This window comes from Streptomyces sp. NPDC054883 (assembly GCF_053610645.1).
The window spans coordinates 87775-104099 of record NZ_JBSGYT010000013.1 but is presented as its reverse complement, the minus strand read 5'-3'; the positions used below and the strand labels follow the sequence as shown (position 1 = coordinate 104099).

Below are 16325 nucleotides of genomic sequence, written 5' to 3'. Positions count from 1 at the left end.
AGGAACTGACACGCCATGACGGCCACCGCCCCCACCCCGGCCCGCGCAGAGGCCACGGCACTCCTGCCGCGGTTCGCGCTGGTCCTCGCAGCCCTGCTGGCGACCCTGTTCACCGCGGCCGGTCCGGCCGCGGCACACGCCGCACTCACCGCGAGCGACCCGAAGGACGGGGCGGTGGTCGCCACGGCGCCCGCCCAGGTCACCCTCTCCTTCTCGGAACAGGTCGCCATGGGCGACGACTCCATCCGCGTGATGGACCCGCAGGGCAAGCGGGTCGACACCGGCGAACTGCGAGACATGTGCAGTGGATCCACCATCCGCTACGGCACCGCCCTGCACTCCGGGCTGCCCAACGGCACGTACACGGTCGCCTGGCAGGCCGTCTCCGCCGACAGCCATCCGGTCTCCGGCGCCTTCACCTTCTCCGTCGGCGCCCCGTCGGCCACTCAGGTCGCCCTCCCCACCCAGAAGGCGGGGGGCGGACCCGTCGGCATCGCGTACGGCATCGCCCGGTACACCGCCTACATCGGTTTCACCGTCCTCGTCGGCGGCGCCGCCTTCATCCTGCTGTGCTGGCGGCGGGGCTCGGCCGAGCGGCCGTTGCAGAAGCTGGTCCTGCGCGGCTGGGTGCTGCTGACCGCATCCACCCTGGCCATGCTGGTGCTGCGCAGCCCGTACACCGGGTCCGGCAAGTTCGCCGACGCCTTCGACCTCGACGGACTCAAGGCCGTCCTCGATACCAAGGCCGGCGCCTCGTTCGTGTCGAGGCTGCTGCTCCTGGGGGCAGCGGCGCTCTTCGTGGCCGTGCTCTTCGGCGCCTACGCGCGCCGGCAGCAGGGCGCCGGACCGGACGCGCGGGGCACCGAGGCGCACGTCACCGACGGAGCGGCCACGGCCGACGACACGGTGGACGCACGCAAGGACACGAGCGACCTCGCCTTCGGGCTCGGTGTCGGCGGGGCTGTCGTGGCCGGCGGTATCGCCGCCACCTGGGCCCTGTCCGAGCACGCCTCCACGGGTCTCCAGCCCGGCATCGCCATGCCGGTCGACATCCTGCACCTGCTCGCGGTCGCCACCTGGCTCGGCGGCCTCACCGCGCTGCTCGTCGCCCTGTACAAGGTGCCCGGCATCGAGCGCGAGGCCGTCAGGCGCTTCTCGAAGGTCGCGTTCATCAGCGTCCTGGTGCTGGTCGTCACCGGCGTCTACCAATCCTGGCGCCAGCTGGGCAGCTGGTCCGCCCTGACCGGCACGAGTTACGGGCAGCTCCTGCTGATCAAGGTCGCCCTCGTCGGCGTCCTCGTCGGCATCGCCTACCTCTCCCGCTCCTGGACCGCCCGACTCTCGGACAGTTCGGCGGAGCCGGTCCAGGGGGCTGTTTCACGTGAAACATCGGAGCGTGAAACGTCGGAGCGTGTGCCGTCGCCCGAGGAGGCGGCGCTGGTAACGGTGCCCGCTGACCCCCGGCGTGCCGCTCAGCTGGCCCGGCAACGTGCCGCCAAGGAGAACGCCCGCTCCAAGCAGGTGCGGGACGCCGACCCGGCGCGGGCCGCCCTGCGCCGCTCGGTCCTGGCAGAGGCCGTGGTCGCGGTCGCGTTGCTGGCCGTGACCACGGTGCTGACCAGTACCGAGCCGGGGCGCACTGCTGAATTGGAGACGGGGCGCGGCTCGGCGGCGGCCACCGCCGTTCCGAACCGGCCGGTGAAGATCACCCTGCCTTTCGACACGGGCGGCCCCCAGGGCAAGGGCACCGTCCGGCTGGAACTCGCTCCGGGGCGGGTCGGCGCCAACGGCCTCCACCTGTGGGCCGAAACCCCCGACGGACAGCCCCTCGACCTCCCCGAGGTGAAGGTCTCCTTCACGCTCCCGGCCAAGGAGATCGGTCCGCTGCCGGTCCTCCCGGAGCGCGCGGCTCCCGGACACTGGAGCGCGGACGGCGTACAGCTGCCGCTCTCGGGCGAATGGCGCATCGACGTCACCGTGCGGACCTCCGACATCGACCAGACGACCGTCCAGAAGAACGTGAAGATCGGCTGACCAGCGTGACCGACAGCACCGAGAGCAACCCCGACATCGAGATCTCGCGGCGCCGTCTGCTGGGCACGGTGGGCGCCGCGGGCGCCGCCGGCCTGGCACTCGGCGCCACCGGCGGCGCCCTCGTGCACTCCGCGCTCGCCGAGACCCCGCAGACCACGGCGAAGGGCAGCGCGGGAACCCTCGCTTCCCTCGGCGCCACCCAGGTCGCGTTCCACGGAGACCACCAGGCCGGTATCACCACCCCGCTCCAGGCCAAGGGACACGTCCTGGCCTTCGACCTCGCGCCCGGCGCCGGGCGTACGGAAGCCGCCGCCCTGATGCGCCGCTGGTCCCAGACCGCGCAGCGGCTGATGGCCGGACAGACCGCGCCCACCGCCGACACCGGGATCGCCCTCGATGCCGGGCCCTCGTCCCTGACCGTCACCTTCGGGTTCGGGCACTCCTTCTTCGAGCGCACCGGACTCGTCTCGCGCCGCCCGTCCGCCCTCGACCCGCTGCCGGACTTCTCCTCCGACCGGCTCGACCTCCAGCGCAGCAACGGTGACCTCTGGATCCAGATCGGAGCCGACGACGGGCTCGTCGCCTTCCACGCGCTGCGGGCCCTGCAGAAGGACGCCGGGGAAGCCGCCCGGGTGCGCTGGCAGATGAACGGCTTCAACCGGTCCCCCGGAGCCACGGGCGCCCCGATGACCGCCCGGAACCTGATGGGCCAGGTGGACGGCACCGCCAACCCGAAGCCGGCGGACCCCGACTTCGACAAGCGGATCTTCGTGCCGGCCGCGGGCCCCGGCGCGGCCGAGCACTCCTGGATGGCGGGGGGCTCGTACGCCGTCGTGCGCCGGATCCGGATGCTGCTCGACGAGTGGGACAAGCAGTCCACCATCCAGCAGGAGGAGGTCATCGGCCGTACGAAGGCCACGGGCGCCCCCCTGAGCGGCGGAAGCGAGACCACGAAGATGGATCTCGCGAAGCTGGGCGCCGACGGCAAGCCGGTGATCCCGTCCAACGCACACGCACGGATCTCCGCTCCCGAGCAGAACGGCGGGGCAGCCATGCTCCGGCGGCCCTTCTCCTTCCACGACGGCATCGCGCCCGACGGCTCCCCCGATGCCGGGCTGCTGTTCATCTGCTGGCAGGCCGATCCGCTGCGCGGCTTCGTACCCGTCCAGCGCAAGCTCGACCGGGGTGATGCCCTGTCCGAATTCATCCGGCACGAATCCAGCGGGCTGTACGCGGTTCCGCCGGGGCCGCGGCCCGGGGAGTACGTCGGGCAGCGGCTGCTCGAAGGGTGAACATCCCGCCGGGCGCGGCTGCCCCGGCATTAGGCTGATCGCATGTCGGCCACCCGCTTCACCTATCTCGGTCCCGAGGGCACCTTCACCGAAGCCGCCCTGCGCACGCTGCCGGAAGCCGCCACCAGGGAGCTCGTCCCGATGGTGTCGGTCCCGGCCGCCCTGGACGCCGTACGCAACGGCGAAGCGGCCGCCGCACTGGTGCCGATCGAGAACTCGGTGGAGGGCGGGGTGACCGCCACCCTGGACGAGCTGGCTTCGGGCGAACCGCTGATGATCTACCGCGAGGTCCTGCTGCCGATCGCGTTCGCGTTGCTCGTGCGGCCCGGCACCAAGCTGTCGGACGTCAAGACCGTCACCGGGCACCCGGTAGCGCAGCCGCAGGTCCGCAACTGGCTCCGTGCCCACTTGCCCGACGCGGTCTGGGAGTCGGCCGCCTCGAACGCCGACGGCGCCCGGCTGGTCCAGGAAGGCCGCTTCGACGCGGCCTTCGCCGGTGAGTTCGCCGCCGCCACGTACGGGCTGGTGCCACTGGTCACCGAGATCCACGACGCGGAGAACGCCGAGACCCGGTTCGTGCTCGTCGGCCGCCCCGCCCGGCCGGCCGCCCCGACGGGTGCCGACAAGACCTCGGTCGTGCTGTGGCTCGGGGACGACCACCCTGGTGCGCTGCTGGAACTCCTCCAGGAGTTCGCCGTGCGCGGGGTCAACCTCATGCTGATCCAGTCCCGGCCGACCGGCGCGGGCATCGGCAACTACTGCTTCGCGGTCGACGCCGAGGGCCACATCTCCGACCGCCGGGTCAGCGAGGCGCTGATGGGTCTCAAGCGCACTTGTCCCCAGGTCCGTTTCCTTGGTTCCTACCCGAGGGCCGGCGTTGCCGTGAGTGAGGTACGGGCCGCGCGGCCGGGCACCTCCGACAGCGACTTCACGGACGCCTCCGACTGGTTGGCGCGCTGTCTCGACGGCCGGCCGTAGGGTTCCTCCACTGTCCACAGAGTTATCCACAGGTCGAGAGGCGGGCCTGGGGACAAGTCGACAGAGTAGCGCGACAAGGTCGACATATCGGCCGGGGCTCTCAGGTTTCACGCAAGGGAGCGCGAGGTGAACGGCGTCACCCCCGTATCGCCGATCAACTCTTTGGGGCGAGGCATTCCCACCCGAATGAGTGTGTGAGGGCGGTTTGAGCCCTGATTTCCAGCGGGTGGCCACCGGCCGGTAACGATCTATTTCCGTGTCCACAGATCCGGCACACAGCCTGTGGATAAGAAGCTCCTGTGCGGAATTCCTGTGGACAAGGAGCGCCTTCTCCCTGCTGAGGGCCTGACCCGGGTCGGCCTTGTGGCCACTTTTCCTGGAAAACCGGGTGCTTTTGCCGACGGAAGGGCAGCAGTTTTACATTCGCCTCAATTGGGACATAGTGTCACGCAACGTGTTATCGATGTGATCCCCGGAACCCCGGCCCGGTAGCCTGGAGGGGTGATTGACCTCCGGCTGCTCCGTGAAGACCCTGACCGTGTCCGCGCCTCGCAGCGCGCCCGTGGAGAGGACGTCGGCCTCGTCGACGCGCTGCTCTCCGCCGACGAGCGCCGCAGGTCCTCCGGCATGCGCTTCGACGAACTGCGCAATGAGCAGAAGTCGCTCGGCAAGCTGATTCCCAAGGCCTCTCCGGAGGAGCGGGCGGAGCTGCTGAAGAAGGCCGAACAGCTCAAGGCGGACGTCAAGGCGGCCGAGGCCGAGCAGAACGAGGCGGACGAGGCGGCCAAGCGGCTCCTCCTGCAGCTCGGCAACATCGTTCACAGCGATGTGCCGGTCGGCGGCGAAGAGGACTTCACCGTCCTGGAAACGCACGGCACGATCCGCGATTTCGCAGCCGAGGGCTTCGAGCCCAAGGATCACCTCGAACTCGGCGAGTCCCTCGGCGCCATCGACGTCGAGCGCGGCGCCAAGGTGTCGGGCTCCCGCTTCTACTACCTCACCGGCGTCGGCGCCCTGCTGGAGCTGGCCCTGGTCAACGCGGCGATCGCTCAGGCCACCGAGGCCGGCTTCATCCCGATGCTGACCCCCGCGCTGGTCCGCCCGCGCGCCATGGAGGGCACGGGCTTCCTCGGCCAGGCCGCGGAGAACGTCTACCACCTGGAGAAGGACGACTACTACCTGGTCGGCACCTCCGAGGTACCGCTCGCCGCGTACCACATGGACGAGATCATCGATGCGGACAAGCTCCCGCTGCGGTACGCCGGCTTCTCGCCGTGCTTCCGCCGTGAGGCCGGCACGTACGGCAAGGACACCCGCGGCATCTTCCGCGTCCACCAGTTCGACAAGGTGGAGATGTTCTCCTACGTCGCACCGGAGGAGGCCGAGGCCGAGCACAAGCGGCTCCTGGAATGGGAGAAGCAGTGGCTGACCAGCCTGGAGCTCCCCTTCCAGGTGATCGACGTCGCCACCGGTGACCTCGGTTCTTCGGCATCCCGCAAGTTCGACTGCGAGGCCTGGATCCCCACGCAGGGCAAGTACCGCGAGCTGACCTCCGCCTCGAACTGCGACGGATTCCAGGCGCGCCGCCTGTCGATCCGTTACCGCGACGGCAAGAAGACCCAGCCCCTGTCCACGCTCAACGGCACCCTGTGCGCGGTCCCGCGCACGATCGTGGCCATTCTGGAGAACCACCAGCTGGCGGACGGTTCCGTGCGGGTGCCTCCGGTGCTCCGCCCCTACCTGGGCGGTCGTGAAGTCCTGGAGCCGATCGCCAAGTGAGCCCGGTCCCGTTCCCGTACAAGCTCGTCGCGACGGACCTCGACGGCACTCTGCTCCGCAGCGACGACACCGTCTCGGAACGCACCCGTGAAGCGCTCGCCGCGGTCACCGCGGCGGGCGCGGCGCACATCATCGTCACCGGCCGGGCCGTGCCCTGGACCCGGAGCGTACTGGACGATCTCGGCTACCAGGGGATCGCCGTGTGCGGGCAGGGGGCGCAGGTCTATGACGCCGGCGCGCACCGGCTGCTGACCTCGGTGACGCTGGACCGGCAGCTGGCGGGACTGGCCCTGTCCAAGATCGAAGCCGAGGTGGGCCCGCTGGCGCTCGCGGCCAGCCGGGACGGAGTGGACGGCGAAGTCCTGTTCGGGCCGGGGTACCAGGTGCAAGAGGGCCTGCCGGCGCTCTACCTGGAGGACACCTCCGCCGTGTGGAGCGCGCCACTGAACAAGCTGTACATCCAGCACCCCGGAATGGACGACGACACGCTCGTCAAGACGGCCCGGGAGATCGTGGGCAGCCTGGTGGACGTGGTGATGGCCGGTCCCGGGATAGTCGAAATCCTCCCCTTGGGGCTGACGAAGGCCACCGGCCTCTCGTTGGCCGCACGCCGGCTGGGCGTGAAGGCCGCGGAGACCATTGCCTTCGGTGACATGCCCAACGACATCCCGATGTTCGCGTGGGCGGCCCACGGAGTGGCGATGGCCAACGCCCACCCTGAACTGAAGGCCGTGGCCGATGAGGTCACGACCTCCCACCAGGAGGACGGGATCGCCGTGGTCCTGGAACGTCTGCTGGGCGCCGCCTGACGGCGGCCCGGCGGAAGCCGGGAAGGTCCGGAACGGCCCGCGCCGTCAGGCGCGCTCGAAGTGGCCGTTCCGGACCTTTTGTTACTCCCCGCATGCCTCACTCTGCCGCGCCCGCATGCCGCGTACCAGCGAATTTCGGTACGGCTCGGGGTCATGTTTCACGTGAAACACGCATGACGGGTTGCTGCGCGTTCCCGTGCGGGTGGCGGGTCAGCGGCCAGGCGAGAAGCCCGACGGCGAGCGAGATCGCGTGCCCGAGGTCGGTGAAGGTGCCGCCCGTGATGAGCGGGACCCCGAAAAAGGCGACGGTCCCGACGAGGTAGAGCCATCTCCAAGGGCCGGGCAGCCGGTACGTGAGCACCCCGGCGGCGGCCGCGAGCCCGTAACTCACGCCGATGTCTACGACATGGACCATGCTGCGGGGTGCCCGGTGGTCCTGGATGGCCATGAGGACCACCCGCTGGCTGATCAGGGTGGCGGTGATGTGTGCGGTCGCCACGATCACCAGCCAGCGCAGCGTGCCCAGCCAACGCTCGACGGAGGCGTGGAAGATTTCGAAGAGCACGGCGTACTGGGCCAGCGAGGCCGGGTTCTCGATCCAGAAGGCGCTGGATACCAAGGCCCGTACCGGATGCCGGGTGAGCTCGTGGATGTTGCTGCTGTTGCGGTGCAGCAGGACGTGTTCCACACGGTCGGGTGCGATCACGACGATGACGCTGGTGATGGCGATGACCAGCAGCCAGATGTGCGTACCGGGCGCGGAGCGTATCCAGGACCACAAAGGCCTGGACGGCTCGGCCTCGGGGCGGGGCGTCATGTCCCGATGATGCCCGGCGCGCCTGTGCCCCGCCTGGCCGGTGGGCCGGGCGGGGCACAAGCGGACGGGAGGCGGGCCGGAGGTTACTCCTCGCCGGCCAGCGTCAGCCTGCGCAGCTTCTGACCCGCGTAGACGGTGGCCCCCACGGTGACCACGATGAGCAGGACGGCTGCGGTCGGCAGGGCCACGGTGGCGTCCACGTACCCCTCTCCGGCGATCTTCTCCGCCAGGGACAGGGCCCATTGCTGCACGCTCAGCGTCTTCGCACCGGAAACCAGGCTGCCGAAGAGCGACTCCCAGATCAGGGCGTAGACCAGGCCGAAGACGACCGCGTGCCGGCTGACGGTGCCCAGGAGCAGGAACAGTGCGCTGTAGGCGATCGAGGCGACCAGGGCCGCAACGGTGTAGGCGACGGCGATCTGCTGGCCGTTGCCGTTGAGGATGAAGCCGGCGATCAGGGTGGGGATCGCGGAGAACGCCATGGTGACGGCGATCGCGACGGTCAGCTTCGTCATGATGATCGTCGGTCGCTTCACCGGCTTGGAGAGCAGATAGACGATCGAGCCGTCGTCGATCTCGGGGCCGATGGCGCCGGTTCCGGCGATAACGCCGATCAGCGGGACCATCGTCGCGAGGGCGAAGCCGCCGAGCAGGTCGGCCGCCACCTTGTCGTCCACGCCGGTGAGGGCTCGGACGGCGACGGAGATGAGGATCAGCAGGGCGGGCAGCGCGAAGAGGATCAGCGCGCGCCGCCGGCCGAGCAGAGCACGGTAGGTGAGCCGGGCAACGGTGGGGTTGTACATCTAAGCCAGCTCCTCAGGCCGTGACGAGGTAGGAGAAGACCGACTCGAGGGACTCGTCGGAGGGGGAGACCGTCAGCAGCCGGATGCCGTGCGCGCGGGCGACCCGCGGCAGGAGTTCGGTGAAACGGCCGAAGTCGACGGCCTGGATGCGCAAGGCGCCTTCCTTGAGGTCGACCTCGATACCGGCGGTGGACGGATCGGCGATGAGCGCGGCTGCGAGCACCCGGTCGTCGGAGGAGCGGATGAGGTAGCGGTGCGGGCGGTCCGTCATCAGGCGCCGGATCTTGCGGAAGTCCCCGGAGGCGGCGTGCCGGCCGGCGACGACCACCTCGATGTGCGAGGCGAGCTGCTCGACTTCCTCCAGGATGTGGGAGGAGAACAGCACCGTGCGGCCTTCGTCGCCCATGCGCCGCAGCAGTTCCATCAGCTGCATGCGCTGACGCGGGTCCATTCCGTTGAACGGCTCGTCGAGGAGCAGTACGGACGGCTCGTGGACGAGGGCGGAGGCCATCTTCACACGCTGGCGCATGCCCTTGGAGTACGTGGAGATCTTGCGGTCCTGGGCGTACTCCATCTCGACGGTGGCGAGCGCCCGCTGGGCGGCCGCGTCGTCGAGCCCGTGGAGTTCGGCGTTGGCGACGACGAACTCGCGACCGGTGAGGAAGTCGTACATGGCCTCGCGCTCGGGCACGACACCGACCTGCTTGTAGACCTGCTCGTTGCGCCAGATCGGCGTGCCGTCGAGGGTGACGCTGCCCGTGGAGGGCGCGAGGAAGCCGCCCATCATGTTGATGAGGGTGGACTTGCCGGCGCCGTTGGGGCCGAGCAGTCCGGTGACGCCCGGGCCGATGCGCATGGTCACGTCGTTGACGGCGACGACGTTCCCGAACCAGCGGGAGGTGTGGTCGATGTCGATGATGGTCACAGCCCGGCCTTCCGGTAGCGGGCCATCAGGGCGGCGTAGGAGCCGGCGATGAGGGCGAGGATGACGAGCAGGTAGACGGTGCCGACGCCGGCGGTGGGGCCCTCGCCGCCGGGGAAGGCGGAGGTCGCATCGAGGAAGGCCGTCTGGAAGCCGCCGATCAGGGTGATCGGGGAGAACAGGCCCATCCACTCGATGGCGCCGGCGGAGCCGGTGTTGTAGGCGATGCCCTGTACGGCGGTCACCGCGCCGTAGGGGATCAAGAGCACGGCGATGATCGCGGCGACACCGAATCCGCGGCGCGGGGTCAGCGCGGCCATGACCAGTCCCACACCGGCGAACAGCAGCGACAGCAGGAGTACGGACACCAGTCCCTGCCCGAATCCCTTGGTCTGGTCCCCGAAGTCGAACTTGGCCAGCAGAGAGCCGCCGTACATGATCACCAACGGGGTGGCGGTGAGGATGAACAGCGCCGAGGCCATGGCGGCGTACTTGGCCACGACGTAGTCGACGCGCTCGATGGGCCGCGAGAAGTAGAGCGGCACCGTCTTGAAGCGCAGGTCCCGGGAGACCGACTGCGGCGCCTGGGAGGCGAGGTAGAGGCCGATCACCACCTGCGTGGTCAGGGCGTACGTCGTGTACTTGACCGGAAGATCGGTGGAGCCGGGCACCGCGATGGCGACGGCGACGATGATCAGCGCGGGAACGCACATCACCGCGAAGAGGATCATCGGGAGCACTTTGGACTTCGCCGACCGGCCGAGCCCGTAGGCGCCCCGCAAGGACTGCGAGAACAGCGCCTTGCGGGCGTAGGCGCGGCCGAGCCGGGGGCCGTCGTAGGACCGGTAACCGATGTTGTGGATCTGGGTCGAGGTGTCAGGCGCCATCGGAACCGGCTCCCTTCCGCTGGTCGGTGGCATTCTGGCCGTTGTCGCGGAAGACCTCCGCGATGTGGTGGCGGCGCTGCTCCATGCGGACCAGACCGATACCGAGGTCGGCGACGGTGTCGCGGACCAGGTCGTACGTCTCCTCGCCCGTCGCCTCCACGAGCAGGATGTGGCCCGCTCCCGGCAGGCCCTGTTCGTCGGCCGCGTGCAGGGTGAGGCCCGCCTCGGTGAGCGCCTTGCGCAGGGCGGCGCTGCCGTCCGGGTGGGCGTCGGAGTCGGTCACCTCGACCGCCAGCGTCGCGGTGTTCTGCGTGAAGTCGCTGGTGGAGCTGGACCGCAGCAGCTTGCCCCCGTCGACCACCACGACGTGGTCGCAGGTCCGCTCCAGCTCCCCGAGGAGGTGGGAGGTGACGAGGACGGAAATGCCGAAGTCCGTGTGGATGCGGCGGATCAGGCCGAGCATCTCGTCGCGGCCGACCGGGTCGAGGCCGTTGGTGGGCTCGTCGAGGAGGACCAGCTGGGGGTCGTGGACGAGCGCTTGGGCGAGCTTGACCCGCTGCTTCATGCCCGTGGAGTAACCGCCGATGGGACGGTAGCGCTCCTCGTAGAGGCCCACGTGGCGCAGCGTGTCGGCGGTCCGCTCGCGTGCGGCGGTCGGTGGCAGCCCGGACATGCGCGCCATGTGCACCACGAACTCGGTGGCCGAGACGTCGGGTGGCAGGCAGTCGTGTTCGGGCATGTAGCCGACGCGTTCGCGGATGGCGCTGCCGTGCGTGGCGACGTCCAGTCCGAGTACGGCGGCGCGGCCCTCGGTGGCGGGGGACAGTCCCAGCAGAATTTTGATCAGCGTGGACTTGCCGGCTCCGTTGGCACCCACCAGGCCGGTAACGCCGGGCCCGATGTCCAGGGAGAGCCGGTCGAGAGCGGTCACTCGGGGGTACCGCTTGCTCAGGCTTTCGGTCGCGATGACAGTCACGGCTTCGACGTTAGTGGCGCGGGGCGGCTCGATCGTCAGACCTGGAGCGGGATCCCGTCTCCGCCTTGAGGACTACGGACCCCGACAGAAGGCTTACGCGGCAAGCCCCCGCGCTCCCGCGAGGCACTCCCGCGGCCGGCGAACTTTATCCACAGGTCCGTGCACGGCCCTTGACGTGACCTCCGGTCATTGTCACATTCATCAGTGTCAAGTTACGGGCGCGTACGGCTATACGGACGGACGGCTGGCATGACTGGGGACACCACGCAACGCACGAGGCAGGGCACCACACTCATCGCACCCTCGTCGCTCACCGCGCGTTCCGCCGAACTGCGCGGGTTCCAGGAGGTGCAGCGCCTCGCCTACGAGTGCGCCGAGGCGGTGGCGGCGCAGCTGCGCGCCGGGGTGACCGAGCGCGAGGCGGCGCGCATGCAGCGCGAGTGGCTGCGCGAGCGCGGGGTGCGGGACTGGTTCCACCTGCCGTTCGCCTGGTTCGGGGACCGCACCGCCTTCGTCAACTTCAAGATCCCCCTCCAGTTCTTCCCGACGAACCGGAGACTGGAGCCGGGGATGCCGTTCATCCTCGACATGGCCCCGGTCTACAAGGGGCACGCGGCCGACGTCGGCTACTCGGGCAGCCTCGGGCTCAACCCGGTCCAGGACCGGCTGATGTCCGATCTCCGGCCGCACCGCGAGCTGATCTTGGGGCAGGTGCGCGAGCGCCGCCCGTTGCGCGAGATCTACGAGAACGTGGAGCGGCTCATGACCCGCCAGGGATACGCCAACCGGCACCGCGCCTATCCCTTCGGCGTGATCGCGCACAAGGTGGACCGGGTCAAGGAGCGGCGCTGGTCGCCCACCGCATTCGGGTTCGGCACCCAGTCGCTCAAGGGCCTGGCGAGCGACGCCCTGCACGGGCACCGCGAGGGCTGGTCGCCGCTGTGGAGCCCGTACCACTTCTCCGATCACCCACCACAGCCCGGGCTGTGGGCGGTGGAGCCGCATCTCGGCTTCCGGGGCACCGGCGCTAAATTCGAGGAGATCCTGGTCGTCACCGATTCCCGGGACCCCGAGGAGAGCGCCTTCTGGCTGGACGACGATCTGCCGCACGTGCGGCGCTGGGCTGAGGAGAAGGCGGCATGAGCGGTATGGGCGGAGCGGACCTGGCGGGCGCGCGCGAGCGGCGGGTGCGCACCGGCGGCATCGACCTGTGCGTCGTGGAACTCGGCGAGACGGGCCGGCCGACCGTGGTGCTGGTGCACGGCTATCCGGACAGCAAGGAGGTCTGGTCGCAGGTCGCCGAGCGGCTGGCCACCCGCTTCCACGTGGTGCTGTACGACGTACGGGGCCACGGGCACTCCTCGGCTCCGGTTCCGCTGCGCGGCGGCTTCACCCTGGAAAAGCTGACGGACGACTTCCTGGCGGTGGCGGACGCGGTCAGTCCGGACCGGCCGGTGCACCTGGTGGGGCACGACTGGGGCTCGGTCCAGGGCTGGGAGTTCGCGACGGTCGCCCGTACCGAGGGCCGGATCGCCTCCTTCACCTCCATGTCGGGGCCGTCCCTCGACCACTTCGGACACTGGATCAAGAAGCGGATGGCGCGTCCCACCCCGCGCCGGGCAGCCCAACTGGTCAATCAGGGCCGTAAGTCCTGGTACGTGTACATGCTGCTCACCCCCGTACTGCCGGAGCTCGCCTGGCGCGGGCCCCTCGGCAGGCGGTGGCCGGGGATGCTGCAGCGCGCCGAGGAGGTCCCGGCCGGCAACTACCCGACCGCCTCGCTTCCCTCGGACGCGGCGCACGGGGCCTGGCTCTACCGGGACAACGTACGGCCGCGTCTGCGTCGCCCGCGCACCGACGCGTACGCGCACGTACCGGTCCAGCTGATCATCCCGACCGGGGACGCGTTCCTCTCCGAACGGCTCTACGACGAGCTCGAACTGTGGGCTCCGGACCTCGTACGCCGGACGCTGCCCGCGAGGCACTGGGTGCCCCAGACCCGGCCGGACCAGGTGGCCGCCTGGATCGGCGAATTCGTGGACGCGACGGAGGAGCCCGCGACGCGGGCACCGGAGCGGAAAGCCCCGGGGAAGTACGCCGACCGGTTCGGCGGCCAGTTGGTGCTGGTCACCGGCGCGGCCAGTGGTATCGGGCGGGCCACCGCCTTCGCGTTCGCCGAGGCCGGGGCGCGGGTGGTGTGTGTGGACCGGGACGGCGAGGGCGCGGCGCGCACCGCCGAGATGGCCCGTCTGGTCGGCGCTCCGCAGGCCTGGGGCGAGTGCGTCGACGTCAGCGACGAGCAGGCGATGGAGAAGTTCGCGGAGAAGACCGCCGCCGAGTACGGAGTCGTGGACGTCCTGGTCAACAACGCCGGGATCGGGCTCTCCGGCCCCTTCCTCGAAACGACCTCGGAGGACTGGAAGAAGGTCCTCGACGTCAACCTGTGGGGCGTCATCCACGGCTGCCGGATCTTCGGGAAGCAGATGGCCGACCGCGGCCAGGGCGGCCACATCGTCAACACCGCCTCCGCCGCCGCCTACCTGCCCTCCAAGACCCTGCCGGCCTACAGCACTTCGAAGGCGGCGGTGCTGATGCTGAGCGAGTGCCTGCGCGCCGAGCTGGCGTCGAAGTCGATCGGCGTCTCGGCGATCTGTCCGGGCATCGTGAACACCAACATCACCGCCACCTCGCGGTTCGCAGGAGTGGACGCGGCCGAGGAGAAGCGCCGCCAGCAGCGTTCGTCCCGGCTGTACGGACTGCGCAACTTCCCGCCTGAGAAGGTGGCCGAGGCCATTCTGCTCGCCGTGGTCAGGAACCAGGCCGTGGTACCGGTGACCCCGGAGTCCAAGGGCGCGCTGTGGATGTCCCGCTTCGCACCGCGCACGCTGCGGCGGATCGCGAAGCTGGAGCCCAGGCTGTGAGCCGGACCGGCCGTCCTGGCCGGAGTCGGCCCGGCACGGCCATACCCGGCTACCTGCGGCGGTCGTACCATCCCTCGCAGGAGGGCTCGCTGCGCACGGCGGTCGAGCACCTGGCGGCTTCACCTGCCGCCCGGGCCGCCGGGGGCGCGGCCGGCCGAGCCGCCATGTCGTAGGGAGCCGGGATTGTCCGATCAGGCGCTAGCCGAGTACCGGATCGAGGATCTGGCGCACCACAGCGGGGCGACGGTGCGCACGATCCGCGCCTACCAGGACCGCGGACTGCTGCCGAAGCCGGAGCGGCGCGGCCGGTCCAACGTCTACCGGGACACCCATCTGGCGCGGCTGCGCCAGATCGCGGACCTGCTGGACCGCGGCTACACCCTGGCCTCCATCAAGGAGTTGCTGGAGGCCTGGGACGCGGGGCGCGGACTGGGCGGCGTACTGGGCCTGGTCGCCGAGGTGCACGGGCCGTGGACCGACGAGGAGGCGGCGCGGATCAGCCGGGCCGAGCTCAACGAGCGGTTCGGGGGCAGGCCCGACGACGACGCGGTGGGGGAGGCGTGCGAGCTGGGGGTGCTGGAGCGGATCCCCGGGCGGCCCGACGAGTTCCTCGTCCCTTCGCCGCAGGAGTTGGCCGTGGCCGCCGAGCTGTACGCGGCCGGAGTGCCGCTGCCGGCGATCACCGGGCACTTGCGGGAGCTGCGCGGTCAGGTGGAGCACATCGCCTCGCGGTTCCTGGAGTTCACCACCGAGCACGTCTTCGCCCGCTACCTGGGGCCCGTCCCCCCCACGGACGCTGACGCCACCGAGGCGGCGACGATGGTGCGAAGGCTGCGACCGCTGGCGCAGCAGACGGTGGACGCCGAGCTCGCGCGGGCGATGCGGCTGTTCGCGACCCGGCACCTGCAGCGGCATCTGGGCGCCTCCGGAACGACCCAGGCATCAGGACCCTCGGCGGTGCCGCTGCCGGCCGAGACGGTACGGGCGGTGCGGGAGCTGGTGGGCCTTGAACACGTGGCGGAGTTCGTCCGGGCCGCCACGGAACGGGAGCTCCGGGCTCGGACGATGAACGAGCTGGCCAGCCGGGGCCAGCGGCCGGTAGTGCTCGATCAGTAGTCCACAGGGCGAATCGCGCTCTTGACGCCAAAACCTGCCGAACCGGTTGTGGACAACCCGGTCTCCCCTGTGGGTAACAGGGCCGGAATCTCACATCGCCAACGAATCCGGGGCGCTCGGGCGAGGGAAATCGGCCATCGGCGTGGCCGATTCGGTGGAACGCGATGGATCGGGACCGGCTGTCGGCAGATGCAGGGCGGCAGCGGGGAGGTGCGGGCCGGCCCCTGCCAGGAGGTGGGGGACGGCTTCCGGGAGCGCCGCTTTGGCACCTGCGCGCCGCGTTCCGCGCTCGGCGCCGTAGAGCAGCCCGGCGAGCACGAGACCGAGCGCCCCTCCGAGCAGCTGGGCTCCGACGAACCCGGGCAGCGACTGCGGCGCGATCCCGGTGAACGAGTCACTGAAGGCTCGCCCTACGGTGCCGGCCGGGTTGGCGAAAGATCCCGAAGAGGTGAACCAGATCGCTGCGGCGATGTAGGTGGCCACCGCCGCCGGTATCAGCCGCGGACGGCCGATGCGGCCGAAGCCTTGGATGACCAGGACCAGTCCGGCGGTGGCGACGACCTCACCGAGCAACAGGTGGCCGCCACCCCGCACCTGGGTGGCGAAGGTCCCCGGAACACGGCCGAACATGACCTCGGCGAGCACGGCGCCGCCGATGGCGCCGGCCGTCTGGGCGGCGGCGTAGACGAAGACGTCCCGGCCGCCCACCCCGTCGCCGCCGGACCGCCGCGCCCACCAGGAGGTGAGGGTGACCACCGGATTGAGGTGCGCGCCGGACAGCGGGCCGAACAAGGTGATGATCAAGCCGAGGCCGATGGCTGAGGCCAGCGAGTTGGCGATGAGTGCGACACCGGTGTCACGGCTGAGGGCCGTGGCCTGAATCCCGGAGCCGATCACCACCATGAGCAATGCGGCGGTGCCGATGAGTTCGGCAGCGGCACGGCGCGGCAGTGAGGCATCGATTGTCATGGATCCTCCCCCTGGGAAGCAG

General features: G+C 70.2%; 14 protein-coding genes and 1 pseudogene. 9 read left to right on the top strand and 6 right to left on the bottom strand.

Annotation, left to right across the window (positions count from 1 at the left end; genetic code table 11):
- Positions 1-15 precede the first annotated feature (15 nt).
- The 5 genes from ACWGH1_RS12740 (at position 16) to ACWGH1_RS12720 (ending at position 6892) form a co-directional block, all read left to right on the top strand.
- A complete protein-coding gene (locus ACWGH1_RS12740) occupies positions 16-2034 on the top strand; it encodes a copper resistance CopC/CopD family protein (protein ID WP_453355705.1) in 2019 nt (672 codons plus the stop codon).
- 5 nt (positions 2035-2039) lie between these two features.
- On the top strand, positions 2040-3326 hold the full coding sequence (efeB, locus tag ACWGH1_RS12735) for an iron uptake transporter deferrochelatase/peroxidase subunit (RefSeq protein WP_453408670.1): 1287 nt from the start codon (positions 2040-2042) through the stop codon (positions 3324-3326).
- Between the two features lie 42 nt (positions 3327-3368).
- A complete protein-coding gene (gene pheA / locus ACWGH1_RS12730) occupies positions 3369-4304 on the top strand; it encodes a prephenate dehydratase (RefSeq protein WP_453356124.1) in 936 nt (311 codons plus the stop codon).
- Between the two features lie 501 nt (positions 4305-4805).
- Positions 4806-6083, top strand: a complete 1278-nt coding sequence (gene serS, locus ACWGH1_RS12725) for a serine--tRNA ligase (RefSeq protein ID WP_453356125.1) — start codon at positions 4806-4808, stop codon at positions 6081-6083.
- Positions 6080-6892: an HAD family hydrolase gene (locus tag ACWGH1_RS12720; protein WP_453408669.1), complete on the top strand. Its 813-nt coding sequence runs from the start codon at positions 6080-6082 to the stop codon at positions 6890-6892. Before serS ends, ACWGH1_RS12720 begins: the two co-directional genes overlap by 4 nt.
- A 151-nt stretch (positions 6893-7043) precedes the next feature.
- Here ACWGH1_RS12720 and ACWGH1_RS12715 read toward each other — a convergent pair whose 3' ends face one another.
- The 5 genes from ACWGH1_RS12715 to ACWGH1_RS12695 form a co-directional block, all read right to left on the bottom strand.
- The gene (locus ACWGH1_RS12715; RefSeq protein ID WP_453352244.1) at positions 7044-7709 is read right to left on the bottom strand and encodes a rhomboid-like protein; all 666 of its coding nucleotides are present in this window, start codon (positions 7707-7709) and stop codon (positions 7044-7046) included.
- 83 nt (positions 7710-7792) lie between these two features.
- Positions 7793-8512 (bottom strand): ABC transporter permease, encoded by a 720-nt coding sequence (locus tag ACWGH1_RS12710; RefSeq protein ID WP_453352245.1) that lies wholly within the window; start codon positions 8510-8512, stop codon positions 7793-7795.
- 13 nt (positions 8513-8525) lie between these two features.
- Complete coding sequence (locus ACWGH1_RS12705) at positions 8526-9437, bottom strand: ABC transporter ATP-binding protein (RefSeq protein ID WP_453352246.1); 912 nt, start codon at positions 9435-9437, stop codon at positions 8526-8528.
- Complete coding sequence (locus tag ACWGH1_RS12700; protein WP_453352247.1) at positions 9434-10321, bottom strand: ABC transporter permease; 888 nt, start codon at positions 10319-10321, stop codon at positions 9434-9436. The genes ACWGH1_RS12705 and ACWGH1_RS12700 overlap by 4 nt, the downstream gene beginning before the upstream one ends.
- The gene (locus ACWGH1_RS12695; RefSeq protein WP_453352248.1) at positions 10311-11297 is read right to left on the bottom strand and encodes an ABC transporter ATP-binding protein; all 987 of its coding nucleotides are present in this window, start codon (positions 11295-11297) and stop codon (positions 10311-10313) included. Before ACWGH1_RS12695 ends, ACWGH1_RS12700 begins: the two co-directional genes overlap by 11 nt.
- A gap of 249 nt (positions 11298-11546) precedes the next feature.
- Here ACWGH1_RS12695 and ACWGH1_RS12690 point away from each other — a divergent pair, with 249 nt between their 5' ends.
- The 4 genes and pseudogenes from ACWGH1_RS12690 (at position 11547) to ACWGH1_RS12675 (ending at position 15334) form a co-directional block, all read left to right on the top strand.
- Positions 11547-12440, top strand: a complete 894-nt coding sequence (locus tag ACWGH1_RS12690; protein ID WP_453352249.1) for a M24 family metallopeptidase — start codon at positions 11547-11549, stop codon at positions 12438-12440.
- 5 nt (positions 12441-12445) lie between these two features.
- On the top strand, positions 12446-14218 hold the full coding sequence (locus ACWGH1_RS12685) for an SDR family oxidoreductase (RefSeq protein WP_453352258.1): 1773 nt from the start codon (positions 12446-12448) through the stop codon (positions 14216-14218).
- Between the two features lie 32 nt (positions 14219-14250).
- Positions 14251-14391, top strand: a pseudogene (locus tag ACWGH1_RS12680) (metal-dependent hydrolase); the annotation flags it as partial.
- A 10-nt stretch (positions 14392-14401) separates the two neighbouring features.
- The gene (locus ACWGH1_RS12675; RefSeq protein ID WP_453352250.1) at positions 14402-15334 is read left to right on the top strand and encodes a MerR family transcriptional regulator; all 933 of its coding nucleotides are present in this window, start codon (positions 14402-14404) and stop codon (positions 15332-15334) included.
- A gap of 90 nt (positions 15335-15424) precedes the next feature.
- Here the strand turns inward: ACWGH1_RS12675 and ACWGH1_RS12670 are convergent, their stop codons facing one another.
- Positions 15425-16303, bottom strand: coding sequence for an aquaporin (locus tag ACWGH1_RS12670; RefSeq protein WP_453352251.1), 879 nt, complete (start codon positions 16301-16303; stop codon positions 15425-15427).
- Positions 16304-16325: the final 22 nt, after the last annotated feature.